The sequence below is a fragment of the Flavobacteriales bacterium genome (assembly GCA_020635855.1).
In the GTDB taxonomy this organism is placed as follows: Bacteria; Bacteroidota; Bacteroidia; order JACJYZ01; family JACJYZ01; genus JACJYZ01.
Genome location: JACJYZ010000002.1, coordinates 648446 through 666445 on the forward strand (window position 1 = coordinate 648446; position 18000 = coordinate 666445).

At 51.6% G+C, this 18000-nt stretch carries 13 protein-coding genes; 7 read left to right on the top strand and 6 right to left on the bottom strand.

All coding sequences use genetic code 11. The features are described from left to right. Positions 1 to 116: 116 nt before the first annotated feature. The 5 genes from H6585_02745 to H6585_02765 all read left to right on the top strand — a co-directional run bounded on the left by H6585_02745 (position 117) and on the right by H6585_02765 (position 4905). Positions 117 to 995 carry a T9SS type A sorting domain-containing protein gene (locus tag H6585_02745; protein ID MCB9447247.1) on the top strand — a complete coding sequence of 293 codons (879 nt, stop codon included), beginning with the start codon at positions 117 to 119 and terminating at the stop codon, positions 993 to 995. Then, on the top strand, positions 992 to 1885 hold the full coding sequence (locus tag H6585_02750) for a T9SS type A sorting domain-containing protein (GenBank protein MCB9447248.1): 894 nt from the start codon (positions 992 to 994) through the stop codon (positions 1883 to 1885). Before H6585_02745 ends, H6585_02750 begins: the two co-directional genes overlap by 4 nt. Positions 1886 to 2039: 154 nt before the next feature. Further along, positions 2040 to 2954, top strand: coding sequence for a metallophosphoesterase (locus tag H6585_02755; protein ID MCB9447249.1), 915 nt, complete (start codon positions 2040 to 2042; stop codon positions 2952 to 2954). 4 nt (positions 2955 to 2958) lie between these two features. Next, positions 2959 to 3468 carry a hypothetical protein gene (locus H6585_02760; GenBank protein ID MCB9447250.1) on the top strand — a complete coding sequence of 170 codons (510 nt, stop codon included), beginning with the start codon at positions 2959 to 2961 and terminating at the stop codon, positions 3466 to 3468. A gap of 186 nt (positions 3469 to 3654) precedes the next feature. Continuing rightward, complete coding sequence (locus tag H6585_02765) at positions 3655 to 4905, top strand: amidohydrolase family protein (GenBank protein ID MCB9447251.1); 1251 nt, start codon at positions 3655 to 3657, stop codon at positions 4903 to 4905. A gap of 125 nt (positions 4906 to 5030) precedes the next feature. Here H6585_02765 and H6585_02770 read toward each other — a convergent pair whose 3' ends face one another. The 3 genes from H6585_02770 to H6585_02780 all read right to left on the bottom strand — a co-directional run bounded on the left by H6585_02770 (position 5031) and on the right by H6585_02780 (position 12499). Next, complete coding sequence (locus tag H6585_02770) at positions 5031 to 7835, bottom strand: T9SS type A sorting domain-containing protein (protein MCB9447252.1); 2805 nt, start codon at positions 7833 to 7835, stop codon at positions 5031 to 5033. 43 nt (positions 7836 to 7878) lie between these two features. Continuing rightward, the gene (locus H6585_02775; GenBank protein MCB9447253.1) at positions 7879 to 10029 is read right to left on the bottom strand and encodes a T9SS type A sorting domain-containing protein; all 2151 of its coding nucleotides are present in this window, start codon (positions 10027 to 10029) and stop codon (positions 7879 to 7881) included. Positions 10030 to 10561: 532 nt separating this feature from the next. Beyond that, a complete protein-coding gene (locus tag H6585_02780) occupies positions 10562 to 12499 on the bottom strand; it encodes a thiol protease/hemagglutinin PrtT (protein MCB9447254.1) in 1938 nt (645 codons plus the stop codon). Between the two features lie 377 nt (positions 12500 to 12876). Here H6585_02780 and H6585_02785 point away from each other — a divergent pair, with 377 nt between their 5' ends. Together H6585_02785 and H6585_02790 are read left to right on the top strand one after the other, a co-directional pair. Next, the gene (locus H6585_02785; protein ID MCB9447255.1) at positions 12877 to 14439 is read left to right on the top strand and encodes an SUMF1/EgtB/PvdO family nonheme iron enzyme; all 1563 of its coding nucleotides are present in this window, start codon (positions 12877 to 12879) and stop codon (positions 14437 to 14439) included. Positions 14440 to 14450: 11 nt separating this feature from the next. Beyond that, complete coding sequence (locus H6585_02790) at positions 14451 to 15146, top strand: T9SS type A sorting domain-containing protein (GenBank protein ID MCB9447256.1); 696 nt, start codon at positions 14451 to 14453, stop codon at positions 15144 to 15146. A 37-nt stretch (positions 15147 to 15183) separates the two neighbouring features. Here the strand turns inward: H6585_02790 and H6585_02795 are convergent, their stop codons facing one another. The 3 genes from H6585_02795 to H6585_02805 form a co-directional block, all read right to left on the bottom strand. Continuing rightward, the gene (locus H6585_02795) at positions 15184 to 16245 is read right to left on the bottom strand and encodes a PA0069 family radical SAM protein (protein ID MCB9447257.1); all 1062 of its coding nucleotides are present in this window, start codon (positions 16243 to 16245) and stop codon (positions 15184 to 15186) included. A 223-nt stretch (positions 16246 to 16468) separates the two neighbouring features. Then, positions 16469 to 17008: an ORF6N domain-containing protein gene (locus H6585_02800; GenBank protein ID MCB9447258.1), complete on the bottom strand. Its 540-nt coding sequence runs from the start codon at positions 17006 to 17008 to the stop codon at positions 16469 to 16471. A gap of 208 nt (positions 17009 to 17216) precedes the next feature. Beyond that, a complete protein-coding gene (locus H6585_02805; GenBank protein MCB9447259.1) occupies positions 17217 to 17732 on the bottom strand; it encodes an ORF6N domain-containing protein in 516 nt (171 codons plus the stop codon). Positions 17733 to 18000 lie beyond the last annotated feature (268 nt).

An 18000-nucleotide genomic window follows, 5' to 3' on the forward strand; every position in this document is an offset into this window, starting at 1 on the left:
GTGCCGATGTTCATTTGAATTTGTCCCCGGATGTGTTAACTTTGATTAGCGTCCTGTCTGTGCGGAACCGAAGTTTCCGGTTTTGCGGAGTGTGTTTAACCAATTCCGACTTATTTGTGATACGCCGTTACTTCATATGGCTTTCCGGTGTTGCAGTGGTTTGTGTGATCGTACTCACATCCGCAACAAGCAGGGTGGCAAGCAACGGAGCGCCCGCATCGTCTACCGGGGCGCCCGGCGAACACGATTGCACCACCAGCGGATGCCATACCACCTATGCAGTCAATACCGGCACCGGAATCCTTTCCATGCAGGTGGGTGATGGTTCCGGTTTTTATGTGCCCGGTGAAACGTATTCGGTTCAGGTGGAACTCAGTGAAAAGGATGTCAGCCGGTTCGGTTTCGAATGGGTGGCCCTGCGGAAGAGCGACCAGGCCAACGCAGGAACAATCACCGTTACCGATCCCAATCGAAACTGGGTGGTACCCGGATTCAACAGCTTTGATGATCGCAGGTATGCAACCTATACCTATGCAGGAAGCGTGGCACCCCAAACAGGGTCCAACAGCTGGCAGTTCGACTGGACCGCCCCCGCAACCGATGAAGGAGACATCACTCTGTACCTGGCTGGTGTGGCTGCCAACAACGATGGCACCGACCTCGGCGACCAGGTGTACACCACCACCCTTACATTGGTGCCGGCTGCTACGGGAATCTCCAATCAGATTGGGTTGAGCGAATTCCAGGTGTACCCCGTTCCGGCTAAAGACATGCTGCATGTGTCATTTGTTTCGGATCGCCGGCAACGGGTGACCATGGATCTGTTAACCCTGGAAGGAAAGAGTGTTATGATGCAAGCGGACAGGGTGGTGGATGCCGGTTCTGTTCGCATAACCATCCCGTTGAATGTAGCACCCGGGGTATACCTGTTGCGCATGAAAGACGGTGGGGGTGAGATTACACTCAAAAAGATCATGGTTGTTTCCTCCCTATGAGATTCAGAAAGCAAATACTCCTGACCATTTTCTCAGCAGCGATCCTGATGATCGTTACAGGGGTCGGTATCCGGAAAAGTGCAGGCGGACCGCCTTACAACACAGGGGCTCCCGATGAAAAGACCTGCAGCGGAGGCGAAAGTGGCAATGCTTGTCATGGTGGGGTCGGCGTGGTGGATAACCCCGGCTCCGGTGTTCCGGCCATCCTGTTCAATGCCGGGAACAATTACTATGTGCCCGGACAAACATACACGATCAAACCTTCCATCTACCACGCCGGTGTGGACCGCTTCGGTTTTCAGATCGTAGCGTTGAAAAATCTTGACAACAGCAATGCCGGCCGGTTTGTGTTGGCCGATACCTCCAAGGTACGTATGCAGCGTCCCACCTGGGGGTGTTGCCAGGACAGGTGGTATGTCATGCACCAGTACTTTGGTACGTTTCCGGCATCAACCAATTTGGGGGAATGGTCGTTCCAGTGGACGGCCCCACCTGCGAATGAAGGAGCCATTACTTTTTATGCCGCTTTTCTTGCAGCCAACAACAACGGCGTGAATGACTCCCTGGATGAGACCTATACCACCACCCTCACCATTTACCCGTATACCGGTGTGGACAATGGAGATCCATTCGGCCAATCCGTCCGGGTGTTTCCCATTCCTGCAACAAACCGTGTGAATGTGTCATACACCCTTCGGAAAGCATCTCCGGTTTCCATTGCTTTGCTGGATATGCAGGGGCGGATGTGGATTACCAGGTTGATTGAATCGGATACACCCGGCGACCATGTGTTGTTCGTTGATATTCCCGATGACCTGCCAAAGGCCGTTTACCTGTTGCGGTTGGCATCCGAAGAGGGCCATGTCCTGAAGCGCATCGTGGTTCAATGATTTCATTTCCCGATCGTGGGTAATGACACGTTGATTCTTGCGTCCCCTTCCTTTAACAATTATTTGGAAAACACCGGAGATGATCCACGTTCATTCCTTGGAAAACCTGTAATTTTGCAGGGAATCCGGCCAATCAACAAGCCGGCAAGGGAACATGAAGAGAAGGCGTTTTATCCGGAATACATTTCTGAGTGTCGTCGGAATGGGCGTAGGGGTGGGTGTGTATGCCAAGATGATCGAGCCGTTCTGGCTGGAGTTCGTGCGCAGGAAGATGCCCGTCAGAAACCTGCCGCCCGCACTGGCCGGCAAAACCCTCATGCAGATCAGCGACATCCACGTCGGTAACCAGTTCGACTATCAGTTCATTATCGATTCATTCATCAAAGCCCGAGACTACCAACCCGACATCGTGGTGTACACGGGCGACTACGTCACCTACCGCACCGATCAGCAACTCAAACAACTTGAGGAGGTGATGGAGAAAAGCGCGGTGAAAGGCAAGCTGGGAACCGTAGCCATTCTTGGCAACCATGACTACGGCATCAACTGGGTGATGCCCGAAGTGGCCGAACACATCGTGCGCGTGTTCGGATGGTATGACATTCCTGTGTTACGAAACTGTGGATACGATGTGGCCGGACTCAACTTCATCGGCTTCGATGATTACTGGGGACTCAACTTCAGGCCGCACGATGCCATGCGCGGTTACATCGCGGATGTGCCTACCATTGCGCTTTGCCACAATCCGGATGTATGCGATATGAACGTTTGGAACAACTACCAGGGATGGATCCTGTCGGGACATACACATGGTGGTCAGTTCAAGCCGCCATTCCTTGATCCGCCCGTGCTGCCCGTAAAGAACAAACGCTATTCGGCCGGCGAGATCGATCTGTACGACGGCCGCACGCTCTACATTAACCGTGCCCTGGGCAACCTGCACCAGATGCGTTTCAACGTGCGCCCGGAGATCACCCTGTTTGAATTGGAAGAGGATAACAGCATACTGCACACAGCCCTCCTTCGCCAGGGCTACGGCGGGCAAGCGAACCCTCCAACAGAAGCGTAAAGACATGCTGAAGGGAAAGGTGAAAGAACGGATCATCATTCTGGCGGTGTTGCTGGCCACGACAGCATGTGTGTTGAACTCGAATAAGGCGGGATTGATTACACGCGTTATGGCCTGGAACAATAAAGTGGAGTGCGCCATCAGCGGAGGGTTAGGTGCGAAGTCGTCCCGCCAGTTTCAACGATACCAAAGGTTAATCACGATCGCTTCCGATGATGTATTGATTCGTTTGACGGATCATGCCAATCCGGCGGTGAGATGTTATGCTTTTCAGGGTCTTGCGCGCAGAGGAAATAAACATGTCTATGACATCCTGATGAAGCATCTGGATGATGGTGATCTGGTTGAGTATGCCTGTGGTTGTATGACAAGTGAGCTGCCCGTAGGGCACGTGTTTCTCGACATTGTACAAAACGGAGGAGTCGATACGACTACGTTTCAACTCAATGAACAACAGAGGTTGAAGGTGGATAGCATCAGGTCGGCTTTTGTTTGGGATGTGCTTCGTCCATGATGGAATGATAGGTGGTTTTGAGCAAGGGCAACAGCAAGTGCAAGGGTGATGCCCTCCACCTAAACCCTTAAGGCGTTCAGTCCCATCAATGCCTAAGCGCCCATTCTGTATGCTGTATGCTGTTGCCGTATGCTGTTGCCGTATGCTCTTGCTGTTTTCTATCTTTACCCTTCAATCCCTCACGCCATGTATCGTCGCCTGCTCATCCTGATCCTGATTGTTTTGTCTCTTCCCGCTTTTTCGCAAACCCTGCTTCGTCCAGATCGGGTGTTTGACGGCACAAGCATGCACACCGGTTGGGTGGTGCTGGTGGAAGGCCGGAAGATCGCGTATGCCGGTCCGGAAGCTGGTGTCACGCTGCCTGAACATACCGAAACCGTCGAGCTGAAAGGAAAGACCCTCATGCCCGGACTCATCGAAGGGCACAGCCACATCCTCCTGCATCCTTACAACGAAACTTCATGGAACGACCAGGTGCTGAAAGAGTCGGTGGCCGAACGCTCCATCCGTGCAGCCGTTCATGCGGAGAAATCCCTGATGGCGGGTGTGACCACCTTGCGCGACCTGGGATCGGAAGGCGCCGGTTATGCGGATGTGGACATCAAGCATGCCATTGAAAAGGGCATCATTCCCGGACCGAGGATGCTGGTGGCAGGTCCTGCCATCGTGGCCACGGGCAGTTATGGTCCGAAGGGTTTCCGTGATGGGATGCAGGTACCCCTCGGTGCGCAAACCGCCGACGGCATCGAAGGTGTTACGCGGGTGGTTCGTGAACAGGCAGGAGGGGGTGTGGACGTGATCAAGGTATATGCCGACTACCGGTGGGGTGTGAACGGCGAAGCACGCGCTACTTTTTCAGAAGAGGAGATCCGGCAGATGGTGCAAACGGCCCGCAGCAGTGGTCGCCCGGTTGTGGCACACGCCACCACGGAAGAAGGCATGCGGCGTGCGATCATGGCCGGTGTGGAGACCATCGAACATGGAGATGAAGGAACGGCTGACGTATTCAAACTGATGGCAACGAAAGGCGTGGCGCTTTGTCCGACCCTGGCCGCAGGAGAAGCCATCTCACAATACAACGGCTGGAAGAAAGGAGAGGATGCCGATCCGGCGCGTGTGGCCAACAAGAAAAAAACTTTTGCGCTGGCATTGGCGTCGGGTGTTACGATTTGCTTCGGCGGTGATGTGGGTGTGTTCCCCCATGGCGACAATGTGCGTGAACTCGAGCTGATGGTGGCGTACGGCATGAAGCCGCAGGACGCACTTCGTTCAGCTACCTCTGTGAATGCAAAAGTGTTTCACCTCACCGACAGGTTGGGTTCCGTGCAAAAAGACTTGCTTGCCGATCTCATTGCGGTAGACGGTGACCCCACCATCGATATCACTGCCATGCGCAAGGTCACATTCGTGATGAAGGACGGGACGGAAGTGAAATGAGCAAGAGCAACAGCAAGTGTAAGAGTGATACGCTCCACCCAAATCCTGAAGGTGTTCATTGCGCAATCAATGCCTGAATGCCCAATTGACTATAATCCAACTGTTGCCCTTGCTCTTGCTGTATGTTATCGCTGTACACTGAATTTGTGAATGCCCAGAAGGGTTGAGTCGTGGTACGCGAAAACAATGTATAGCCCTGAAGGAAGTCGGGTTACATCCAGGTTTATAATTGATTTGCGGAGTTGATCCGTACCTAGGATCAGCTTGCCATCCGGTTGGTAAATATCCACGGAAGTAATCGGTTGGTTGGGATTGAGTGTACTGAGGCTGACGTGATCTGTTGCAGGGTTGGGAAAAAGTCGGGTTTGGTTGTTCAGGCCTGCCAAGTTTGTTAAACCAGTCAAGACCCGGATGGAATCACAGGTCGAGCTGCTGCATCCGAAGTTCAAATCCCAGGCATCCAGGCATACGCGGTATGTGTCGGGATCTGTAAACGTGTGATATATCGTGTCGGAGCAGGGGTAGCCGATCCAGTCGTCACTGAAATACCAATGACAGGTAGCATATGGGTCTGTCGTTGTATTAATGAACATAAGGGGTACGCCCGTCACACCGCTATCTGCCACCAAAATGGACGGTTTGGGTGAGGTTCCGAAACTGACGTGAATGGAATCGGCGAAGTTACAATGCCCGGTGGTGTCCTGCACTAAGATTCCGTATGTGCCGCTTGTGTCGACCGAGATGGTGTCGGTTGTTTCTCCGGTGGACCATAGATAGGTATACGCCGCGTGATTTGCGATCCCATGTGTTAATGAAACGGAAGGTGTATCGCATAAGACGATGTCATTGCCCAAGTCAAGGTTGGGAACCGGGATGATGTTCACGTACAACGAATCAAAGATCGGGCAACCGTTATCATCCCTGACTTCCAGACTTAACATGCCGGGGTATACCACGTTTGTGGTTCGTATCAGGGATCCGTTCGACCACTTGTAGTAGGTATATCCGGTTCCTGCATTCAGGGTCAGCAGTCCGCAGTGGACCGTGTCAGGGCCGAGTATGTCTATTTGTGGAATGGGCGCCACGTTCACCTGAACGGAATCTTCCACGGTGGGACACCTGGATCCGTTGGTGATCTGAACCCTTACGAGGGTTGTGTCTGTGAGGGTGGCAACCGGGTTGCTGACGGTGCTGTTGTTGAACTTGGATGATGGCAACCACTGAATCCCCGGATCAATGGCATTGGTAGACACCCACATATTCAGTTTTCCGCAGGTGATGGAGGTATCGGTCATTGCCGAAACAGTGATGGGAACCACGGACACATGCACCGAATCGGAGAAGGTGCAATGAGGTGTTTGGATGGACAGGTGGTACCAGGTATCGTTTAACGGGCTGGCCTTCACGATACCCGATGACGTATCCGTTACGTTGATGTTCGGCGCCCAGGCGTATATGTCCGTTGTCAGGTTCACCAACCCCAGGGTTGCGCTGTCGCAGCTCACCACCGTTTGATCCGGTCCGGCCGGATCTGAGGGCACCAGTTCGCCATAGGTATTCACCTTTGCAATGAAGGACGCATATTTGCCGTATTGCGGAACCTGGTAACCCTGGAAGATCGGCATTCCGCCATAACCTCCTGCCATGTATATGTTGTTGTTGAGGAGACTCAACCTGATGGCACTGAATCTTCCTCCCGTTGAAGTTCTGAGCCAATCCGCGTTGTATGCCGTATCTGTGTGAAAGAGGAAGGTGTGATCTTCGATCGGTTGCCCGGTTTCCATGGCCAGCGTTTCTCCCCAGACGGTTGTGGTTTGGTTATAAGTTCCGGTGATGATAAGGTCTTTGTCAGAAGGCGCCTTGATGTCATTGACATCGATATCGGGTAGTTGTTCAAGGGAGAGGCATTGACCGGTTGTATCCATCTTCACGATGAAGGCGCCTCTTTTTACGTTTGAGGTGATGCAGCCGCCGAAGTCCACCTGGAAATCACATTTGCCGGTCAGGTACACTTTTCCATAGTCGTCCACTTCCAGGGATTTCATGGAGAAGTCATTGATCAGTTTACCGGGTATGTCAATCTTTTTGGCCCATGCGACACTTCCTCCCTTGGTAATTTTTGTGATGTAGCCATCCCCTTCCGCATCCGAGTTGAAATGAAAGTTTCCGAGTGTAGTGCTGTCCTTGAAAGAACCGGTGAGGTATATGTTGTCATCTTTGTCATTGTCCATATACCATATTCCTTCATCGGATGGCCCGCCCATGGCCATGCCCCACACTTCGTTGCCGTCCGGATCGTATTTAAAAAGTCCGATATCCGTGCGTCCTGCCCTCCGGATGGTATCACCGGCGAATATGAGGGTATCTGCGGTTAATGAGCCTCCCACCAATAGGGTGTTGTCGGTGTTGCTATGGAGGATTTTCAATCCCGTGAAACCGGGGGCCAGGGTCCTTACCCATTGCAGTTCACCGGAGCTGGTATATTTTGCGAGGAAGAAGTTGTTTCTGTCGGGGTTCACGATCAGGGAGTCGAAAGTGGCAAAGCCTGCGGATCCGGTGATGTATACAGAGCTGGTATCTGCCGTCACATCGTATCCTTTGTCATCCAATGTGCCGCCTGCGCTTTTCAGCCAGAGGCATTTCCCTTGCGGATCGAACTTGGCAAGGAATATATCCAGGGTTTCTTTTTTGGTTGAACTTTTGGTGAATCCGTCGATGGTCAGGGTATGGTTGAAGTCACCTGTCATGTATGCATTGCCGTTTTTGTCAACAGCCATGCCCCTCATGGCGGTATTGTCATTATCAGCTGATGCTACATTCAGATAACCGTGGTCACATTGGGCCGGCAATGTTTCTGAAACCAGCATGAGGGCAATGAGGGTTATCCAAGGACGTACCCGGGTGAAGCATCGGGTTGAAGTGATGTGCATGATGCGTTTGTATGTTTTTGAGACATGTAACTGATGAATCGGATTAGTATTTGATCATTTTCCGGTAGCATGTGACGTGGTTGGTGAAAGTCACCTGAACGATATACGCACCGGGCGGAAGTGTTGCATTTCCTATCATGTATTGATTGGTTAGGAGGTGATCTGCCTGTTGCATGATCTGGCCATTGATCCCAAAGAGGCGAACAGACGCCATGCGCAGTGATGGGTCCATTACCTGAATGACCGCGTGGTCATGAAACGGAACCGGATAAATGATCATTGGGAGGTCGTTGGTGTGAGGAAGGGCTTCTTTCATCCCTACAAACGAATCTCCTTTCCCGTGCAGGAGGATGCTCTCGCCGCCCAGTATCCAGTATTCACCTCCTGCTGCAGCGAAGGCACGCAGACTCTGATTGGTCATGGGGACCGGTTCACGCACCCAGGTGTTCCCGCTGTCTGCAGTACCATAAATGGAACCGGTTGCACAGATGACAATTCCGTTCGCCGGATCTTTGAAATAGACCCGGTTCAAATCTTCATATTCAAAATATCCGGATGGCGCCCAATGATAGCCTCCATCTTTTGTGTGCAATGCGATGTTATTTCCTACGACCCACCCGTTCAGGGGATCGGTGAAATACACATCATTCAGATCAGAAGTTGTGTCAGATGGTTGTTTCTTCCAACTGTCACCACCATTTGATGTGTGCAGGATGGCGCCGTTTTCGCCGACCGTCCACCCGTTTGACGTATCTGCGAAAAACACCGAGCGCAATTGATAGGAACTGTAAGATTTGAAATGCCATCCGGAGGTGTCCCGGAGGATTCCGATGGTGCCGTTATCTCCCACAACCGCTTCAAACCCGGGGTTCAGTATGAATCCGTCCCGCAGCGGCCATTCATTGTAATAGGCTCCTCCTTGCCAGATGGCACCATTGAATGTGTACCAAATAAGCGCACTGCTGCCATTGTTATCGCCTACAAGCAACGCGGTGTTTTCATCGTAGAAGTCGATGGCATTGAAATCGGATGTGAAGGTGGGGCCGGGGTCAATGTAGATGTTCCAGTCTTTGCCACCGTTGTCCGTACTCCAGATGATGTTGTCTTCGTCGATTAACCAACCCTGGTTCACGTTGGCAAATGAAAAATCCTTCAGTCCCTGAAACAGCCCGGTGTATGGGAATATGTCCCAGGTGTTTTCAGATAACCCGCCTGTATTGGAGCGAACCATTTGCCCGTTCCTTCCCACGATCCATACATGGTTGCTGTCGGACGCATCCATGGCGTATTTGGTTCTTTGCCTGCTTTGGTCTGCCCAACTGAAGGACATTTGATGCCATCCGCCCTTGAGTCCGTTTTTTGTTCTGTAAATACCGGTGCCAACACCTGCCCATCCTTTTTTCGAAACAGGGTCTATGTGGATGCAATTTGCCGCCGCTCCATTCGTGGTGGTTTGTTCAACCCATGTGTTGCCACTGTCGGATGTGGCCATGATGCTGCTGTTTGCAGCGGCCCATCCATACTGCGCGTCAATAAAGGAAATGCTCCTGAAATTCATGCTCGGCACATACTGGTGGTTGTGCCAGCTTTTACCACCGTTGCTGGTATGAAGATTGATGCCGCCGGTTCCGTATGCCCAGCCATTCAGGGAATCAATGAAGAAAATATCCAAGAAGGCTTCCGAGTTGCCCGAAGATACTTGCACGGTCCAGTTCTCGCCGCCGTCTTCCGTATGTAGGATGGTTTCAAAGCTGGATGTAGCCCATCCATTCATGTCATCAATGAAATGAATGGCACTGAGGTATTCTCCCGGGGCTTTGTACTGGTGTATCCAATGCTGTCCGCCATTTGTGGTCTTGAATATATCACCCTTTTCGGTGACGGCCCATCCCAGTTCTTCCGACCGGAAGAACAAATCTCTCACACGTGCCATTGAATCAAGCCGTGTCAGTTGCCAGCTTTGTCCGCTGTTGGTGGTTTTGAGTACTGTGCCGATGTCGCCTGCGGCGTACATGACATTCGTGTCTATCATTTCAAAGGCATACAGGGTGTTTCCCTGGGGAAGCGGGTTGAGCCATTCCCATGCGATCTGTGCCTGGCATGTGAATGATGTCAGACACACAATAAGTGTACACAGATATTTGGATGAGCAGCGTACTTGGGGTTTGGGTACGATCATGATCTGGTGCATCATAAGATGACGTGATTGGTGAGAGACATTGTGCTGCAATCAAATATAGGAATTTGAGATGCCATGAAGCCGAATTTTCAACCGATACCCTTACCCTTGGTAAGAGCAAGAGCAGGTGCAAGCGTGATATCCTCCAACCAAATCCTGAAGGCGTTCATTGCGCAATCAATGCCTGAATGCCCAATTGACTACAATCCTACTGTTCCCCTTGCCCTTGCTCTTGCTGTATGCTGTATGCTGTATCCTGTATGCTGTATGTTACAGCCAAGGCAGCAGCGACGCCGTGATCCAGCTGCTGAACGTATTTCTCATTTTTTGAAACATGGTACTGGGTTTTACTGGGACATGTCAAAAGGAAGGCATGCTTCCTTGTCCAAGATAAATCATGAGACAGGGCGTGTGGGGATGTCTTCATATCCGGTAGCATTCATTACATAAGCGTAAGGATCGGGTGGAAATCGGCGGGAGGGAGCGGTCATGAAAACAAAAAAGCCGGTTCGTTCGAGCCGGCTTTTTTATCAATGACAGGTGGATGTTATTCTTTGATGAATTTCCTGATCTCCTTTTGACCGTCCTGCAGGGTGATGTACAGGAAGTACACACCGTTCGGAAGATGGGCCACCGAGAGGTTGTTCTCTTTGGATTCCACGTTCACCATTTCGCCGATGGCGTTGAAGCAACGAACACCCTGGATATCCGATGCTGACCGGATCCGGATGTAGTCGTGCGTCGGGTTCGGGTAAATGCTCAAAGCTGCTTCTTCCATGGCGTCTCCGCTTTTATAGAGGATCTGTTTATCGATGGGACTGGTGAGTTTGTAAGTGACACCACTTGAGCTTCCGCATCCGTTGGTAGCTCTTACCGTTACGGTTTTGATGGCGCCGTTGAACAGTTCGATGCACGCATCGCCGCTGACCCATTTGCCACTGACCAGGAACTGGATGGAAGCGCCGGGTGAAGGCAGGAAGCAATGTTCTGCGGAACCCACATCCAGTGTTTTTCTATAGGTGAAACTGGGTTTGCCGGTACCGATCAATACCGAGCGCGTAAGGGTTCTTTCTCCGGAATAGGCTATTCCGCTGGCGCTGATCACCACATATCCACCTGTAGGGGAATAAGATGAAGGCGTAGAGATGGTAACGCTGAAGGATGCACGGATGGGCTGACCTGTGCTGACCACCGAACCGACTTTCCAACCGGAAGGCACCGTCCAGAATATTCCGCTCATGTTGGATTGTTTGGGAACCGAGCAGGTGAATGTTTTGGCGGAGCAGATCACATTTACGCTGGAGGTAACATTTGAGATCGTGAGCCGGTTGGGTTTTTCAATGCCGGTGACCACGGCTACATCCGACTTGAACGTGAAGTCGAGGGTGCTCATATTGAAGTATCCTTCCGGACCGCCCCAGCCCCAGTTGAAATGAAACAGGTTGAGGTTGTCATATCCGTCGCATACCCATGAATGTCCGCCACCTTTGACGGGGTCGCTGCCACGGATCTGCATGGGCCTGAACTGGTCCAGCTCCGACTTCAGCAGGCTGATCCAGCTGCTTACGGAATAGCTCGAACGTTTTTTATAGGAGGTGGTACTCGGGTAACGGAAGTACTTGGCATAGGCGGTGGCTGCGGAGGCAGTTTTGGCGCTGCTGCCCGAACCCTTTCCTTCACTGGTTGTGCCGTATTCCATGCTCACGCTCACACCCGCATGGTACATGAGGGTGGCAACGGAATTTCGTTCTGTCTGGGTATAGGTTTGACCGGGATCGTAAATGTCGCGCATGTATCCCCAGCCGTAGCTGGTTTTGCTGAAGTCAACGGTTTGTTTCGGGTAGCCGTCGGGGGTGTAGGATTTGGAACCCTGGCCGGTGTTCGGATACCGCCAGTAATACATGATTTGTGCCATGGCTGTGGCCACGCAACCCGTCGGAGCCCTTTGTGTGGAACCGCCGGGCGCCGGGCACATGGCGTTGTAAGGATCGAACTGGTTCCACCTGGCTCTGATCAGGGGTTCCACAACCGGTACGCCGGCATAGTTTAAACGGGTGGCATCGTTCCACATGTTTTGCACCTCGGCTGAGGCAGCGCGACGGGTGGCCTTCATGTTTTGGGCTGTGACCTTGTACCTGTTCATCCATGCTTTGAAGGGAGGAGATAGTTGGTTCATGTCAATCCGGCTCTCACGGCTGTATGCCAAAATCGGTTCCATCAGGTCATCTCCCGCGACGATGACAAATCCCTTCCCGGAAGGATCGTTGAAGACATAATATGCGGGGGCATTGTTCATTGCGGCGCCCAGGGTTTCGGTGTACGCCAGTACGGCGTCTTTGGGCGCTACCTTGTTAAGGGCATTGGGTTGCCCGGATTGCAGAAAATGGCTGGCAACCGATTGGGCCCGTTCCGGGGTCACGGTTCCTGCCATGTTCACATGTGCCAATCCCATCAGAAAGGCGGCGGATAGAAGAATTCTTTTCATTGAAGTGTGATTAGGGTTGAATTAATGGTGCAAGAGTAGTGCAAGTCGGGAGGTATGGCTGGAAGGAAACAACGAAACAGCATTCCGGCTCAACCACCGGATGTTTTTATTGAACGAGAGATCCGGTTTTTTGAAATAGCGATTGGAATCCGACCGGGAGGCGAATGGAAAAGGGTTTTGTTATATAGACAAAGACCGCCACACTGGTATTCCTCCTGTGCCAGGAGTATCCGGTTCCATATGCTTTCTTTTCATATGCGCCGAAGTTGCTGTCCCGGTTGTGAATCACAAAAACTATGGAATAAGTTATGAGATACAGAAATTTAGCATTAACTTGTATGCGTTAAGGAACGGCATATAAAAAAACACCTCCGTATATGTTCCGCAAATGTCTGCTTATTTTTCTGAGCATTACCGGTCTTTTGTCATTCCGGGCATCAGCTAATAATATTGATGTTACCAATCTTGGACTTTCCGATCAGAATACGTCGAGCGACTATACCATGGTGTCGTTTGATATTTCCTGGGACAATTCATGGCGAACCGGTTCTGCGCCCAACAACTGGGATGCGGCCTGGGTGTTTGTCAAGTACAGGGAGCAGGGTTCCACCACCTGGTACCATGCCACACTGAACACCAGCGGACACACGGCTCCCAGTGGCAGTACGATTGATACGCCCTCTGATGGCAAAGGCGTTTTTATTTACCGCAGTTCCAACGGTACGGGTACCTTTTCTTTAACCGGGGTTGAGTTGCAGTGGGACTATGGTACTGACGGTCTGGCCGATGATGCCATGGTGGAGGTTCGCGTGTATGCCATTGAAATGGTGTATGTCCCCCAGGGAGCATTTGCGCTTGGAAGCGGAGGTACTGAAAACGGTGCATTCTATAAATACCCCACCACCACGGATACCTACTCGGTAGCTAGTGAAGGCGCAATTACCGTGGGGACTGCAAGCGGCAATCTCTACTATCCATCCACAGCGTATAGCGGAGACCAGTCGGGACCGATACCGGCAGCTTTTCCGAAAGGATATGCCGCATTCTATTGCATGAAATATGAGGTCAGTCAGGAACAGTACGTTGCGTTTCTGAACACCCTCACGCGCACCCAACAGAACACGCGTACGCAAACCAATGTGTCAGGTACATCCATTACGGATGTATATGTGATGGGGCCTTCACCCTCGACAACCGTTCAATACCGGAATGGCATTCGCTGCGACGCTACCCTGCCTGCAAGTCCCACACCCATTACTTTTTATTGCGATTATAATGGGAACGGGACAGGCGATGAGTCCGATGACGGACAAAACATCACCTGCAATTTTCTGAGTTCAAATGATCTGAAAGCATATCTGGACTGGAGCGGATTGCGGCCTTTCACCGAGCTGGAATTCGAAAAGGCGTGCCGTGGCACCGCCAGCCCGGTGGCCAACGAACGCGCATGGGGAACCACCAGCTACGCTTCGTCGGCATACACCCTGAGCAATGCGGGTTCGGCAAATGAAGGAATTGCCACCAACTACAGCACCACTGCCGGTAATGTCACATTCTCATCCACCAACGGAAGCATCGTGGGGCCCCTGCGACAGGGAATATTCGCTGCGAATGGCAGCAATACCGGAAGGGTCACTTCAGGCGCAACTTACTATGGTATCATGGAGATGAGCGGCAACGTTTGGGAAAAGGCGGTTACGGTTGGAGAAGCAACAGGCAGGGCATATACAGGTGCGCAGGGTGATGGTACCCTGAACGCATCCGGTGATGCAGACGTTACCAACTGGCCGGCTACTGATTGTGTGGGCATGGGTTTCCGTGGAGGTGATCGTGTGAACGGAAGCAGCAGTCTGCGTGTATCCGACCGCGGGGTTGCTGTGTACTCTGCTACATACCGCGACACACACGTAGGTGGCAGAGGCGTACGCACCGCACCTTAAAGTGTAAATAAATGAAAAGGAATATGAAGATCCGGAGCAAGGGAATCGCACGCTGTATGATGGTAGCATGTTGTTCCATCAGCTTTCCCGTCATGGCCCAATATACAGGTGGCGATGGCGATGGGTTTGCCGTGGCATCATCCGGGAGCGAAATCTCCCTGCCCATCGAATTGGTTTCTTTTCGGGCCGGCATGACCGGAAGCATGGTTCGGCTCGACTGGGTGTCGGCATCTGAGGTCAACAACGACCATTATACCGTTGAGAAATCCGACGACGGAAAGCATTGGACATTCGTGTCTCAGGTGCAGGGCGCCGGAAACAGCAGCACCGAACAATACTATGCTGCCTACGATCACAACCCTTACAACGGCGTTTCATACTACCGCCTCCGCCAAACCGATTACGACGGAACATCCGAAGACCTGAAAACGGTAGCGGTTGGTTCGGAAAGCATGGAAGACCAACAGGCCTTTCTGTTTGCCAATCCCATCACCAACAGGCTGGAGGTGCAGATGACCGGCACCACCGGCGACATGCAAATTTCCATTTACAATACTTCGGGTATGCTGGTCATGACGTATCCGCCGGGTGCGGGATCAAGTCTGGATATCACTGCCCTCAGCAACGGGTTGTATTTTGTACGTGCCCAATATGCGGATGGAGCAGGGGAGGTATTCATGGGTAAATTTATCAAGGCATACAGGTAGGTTGCATCCTTTCCGTGGTCCGTTACACCGCTTCCTGCTAAAACAACTCCAGCTGGTCCAGTCCCCTGTTCCTGAATGCGGATACGTTCAGCGGTTTCATTTTTCTTCCTGCCATGTGTTTGCGTCGTGCTACTGCGAACAAGTTGGCGATGGATACCGCCACGGGTCCGTCGCCTTTCATGCGTTTGCCCCACCGGCTGTCGTTCAGTTGACCTCCATGACAAGCCCTCACCTGGTTCAATACTTTTTCCGCACGATCGGGAAAGTGTTGTTGTACCCAGTCTTCAAACAGGTCTTTGATTGAACCGTTCAGTCGCACCATGATGTAGGCAGCTGATTGCGCACCGTGGTCAGCAGCGGCTTTGACCAGTTCAGGTATTTCATGGCTGTTCAGTCCGGGTATCACCGGCGCCACCATCACGTTCACGGGGATGTTATTTGACGTGAGGGTGGAGACAACTTCCAGCCGGCGTTTGGCGGATGCTGTGCGGGGTTCCATGCGCCGGCGCAGGTCTTCATCCACAGTGGTGAGGCTGATGTTCACGTGCACGAGGTTGTGTTTGTTGAGTTCGGTGAGGAGGTCGAGGTCGCGCAGGATGAGTGCATTCTTGGTGATGATGCCCACGGGATGACGGTGCTTCAGCAACACTTCCAGCATGCGACGTGTGAGCTTCGTCTTTCGTTCGATGGGCTGGTAGCAGTCGGTATTGCCCGATAGCATGATGGGGGACACCTTCCACGATTTGCTTTTCAATTGTTTCTCCAGCAGTTCCGGGGCGTTGGGTTTTACGATGATCTTCCGCTCGAAATCCACCCCTGCGCTATAGCCCCAATACTGGTGGCTGTTGCGTGCATAGCAGTAGATGCACCCGTGTTCACAGCCCTGGTAAGGATTCATGGAGAGGGCGTGTCCGATGTCCGGACTGGTCACCTTGTTCACAATCTTTCTCGGCGTTTCCGTGAGGAACTCGGTTTTCGGGTTGATGGTTTCTTCTTCATCCAAACCCTCCATATGTTCTTTTACATATCGGACGGAGAGAAACGGGTTGTGTGTGTTGAACTGGGCTCCCTGGCCTTTGACGGGATCGCGGTCGGACATGGTCAAAAGTAAAGAAAGGGGAGATGTAAAAGGGAGAGAAATTGTAGCAGCAAGAGCCCTCCTTCGCCAGGGCTACGGCGGACAAGACATACGGTGGGCGTTGTAGTTGCTCGGGCGGTCACGCATGGATTGTACAGTGAACGCCATTATGATTGGGTAGGGAGGAAGCTTCTGTATGCTGTTGCTGTATGCTCTTGCTGTTTTCACCACGTGTTCCGGAGCGCTAGGTTTTTCCTGTTCCGGTTTTATAGCCTATTTCTTTTCTGGGTTGTTCCGGTTTTTGTAGCAGTTGTTTCAAGATGTCGAAAATGTATCTTATGTCTTTGTTGTGCCGGGCGACATGATTTTCCATTTGCTCCAACTTCAGGAGGATGTCCTTGTGCGTCAATGTCAACAGCCGCAATCGGGTAAAGGTGCGGATAATAAGGATGTTTGCCCCGATGGCCCGGTCGCTGTTCAAAATGCCCGACAACATGGCAACACCTTGTTCCGTAAAGGCGCATGGAGGCTTTCTTGTTCCACCCCAACTTGATGTTCCATTTTGGAACATCAAGTTTTTAAATTCCTCCTGGCTGAGTTGAAACATGAAATCCGGAGGAAAGCGTTTCATGTTACGTTTTACGGCTTTATTCAGATGGCCTGTCGGTACACCATACAGTTCTGCGAGGTCGCGGTCAAGCATCACCTTCTGGTCGCGGATGATATGGATCTTGCTCATGATCACTTCGTCTGGTACTGTGTGTTTAGCTAAGCTTTTTGACATCATTCTCAGGTGATCTATCTGTTGGATTGCTTTTTGACAAATCTGGATATTCCAGGTGAAGAAACCGGACGAAAGCAATGCCGGAAGTTGCAGATGTAATGTTGAACGGCTGTTTATCCGTAACAGCATACAGTGGGCGTTGTAGTTGCTCGGGCGTTCGGGCATAGATTGTACAATGAAACGCATTTATGATTGGGTTGGAAGGGAGCTACTCTTGCCCTTGCTGTATGCTCAATTCATACCCCATGGATTTTCGTTCGGGTAATGGAGGGGTCATCAACTTTCTAAGGGCATCAAAGACAAAACTGAATTGTTTGTCGTAGGCCTTTTCCATTTCCTCCAATTTCTTTGCCAGCTCGTTGTGGGTGGCAAGCCATTCCCTTAGTTTGACGAATGCCCTCACTACATGGATGCTGGCTTCAACAGCGGTTTGACTGTTCAGCACACCGGCCAGCATCACCGCCCCATGCTCGGTGAAAGCATAGGGCAAATGCGAGGAATATTTCAACTTCCGGAGGTGGTCGCAATTTGCGACCACCTCGGATTTTTCTTCCGGGTTCAGCTGGAACATAAAGTCTGCAGGAAAACGATGGATGTTTCGTTTTACCTGTTCATTCAGTCGTTTCGTGGGTACACCATACACGTCTGCGAGGTCTGTATCCAACATTACCCTATGCCCCCGGATGAAAAGAATAGCGCGGTCCATGTTTCCTGCAGGTAGCATAATTGTTGATGCATTGAATGGATAATATTCGGATGGTATGCTGTGCGTCCTCCTGGCAAGCCAATATATCCCAAAAGTTTTTTCAAAAGGTTGCGAGGTAAGAATGTGCATGACATTTTCTCAGCATACAGCATACAGCATACAGCATACAGCATACAGTGGGCGTTGTAGTTGCTCGGGTGTTCGGGCATGGATTGTACAGTGAAACGCATTTATGATTGGGTTGGGAAAAAGCTACTCTTGCACTTGCCGTTGCTCTTGCTCATAA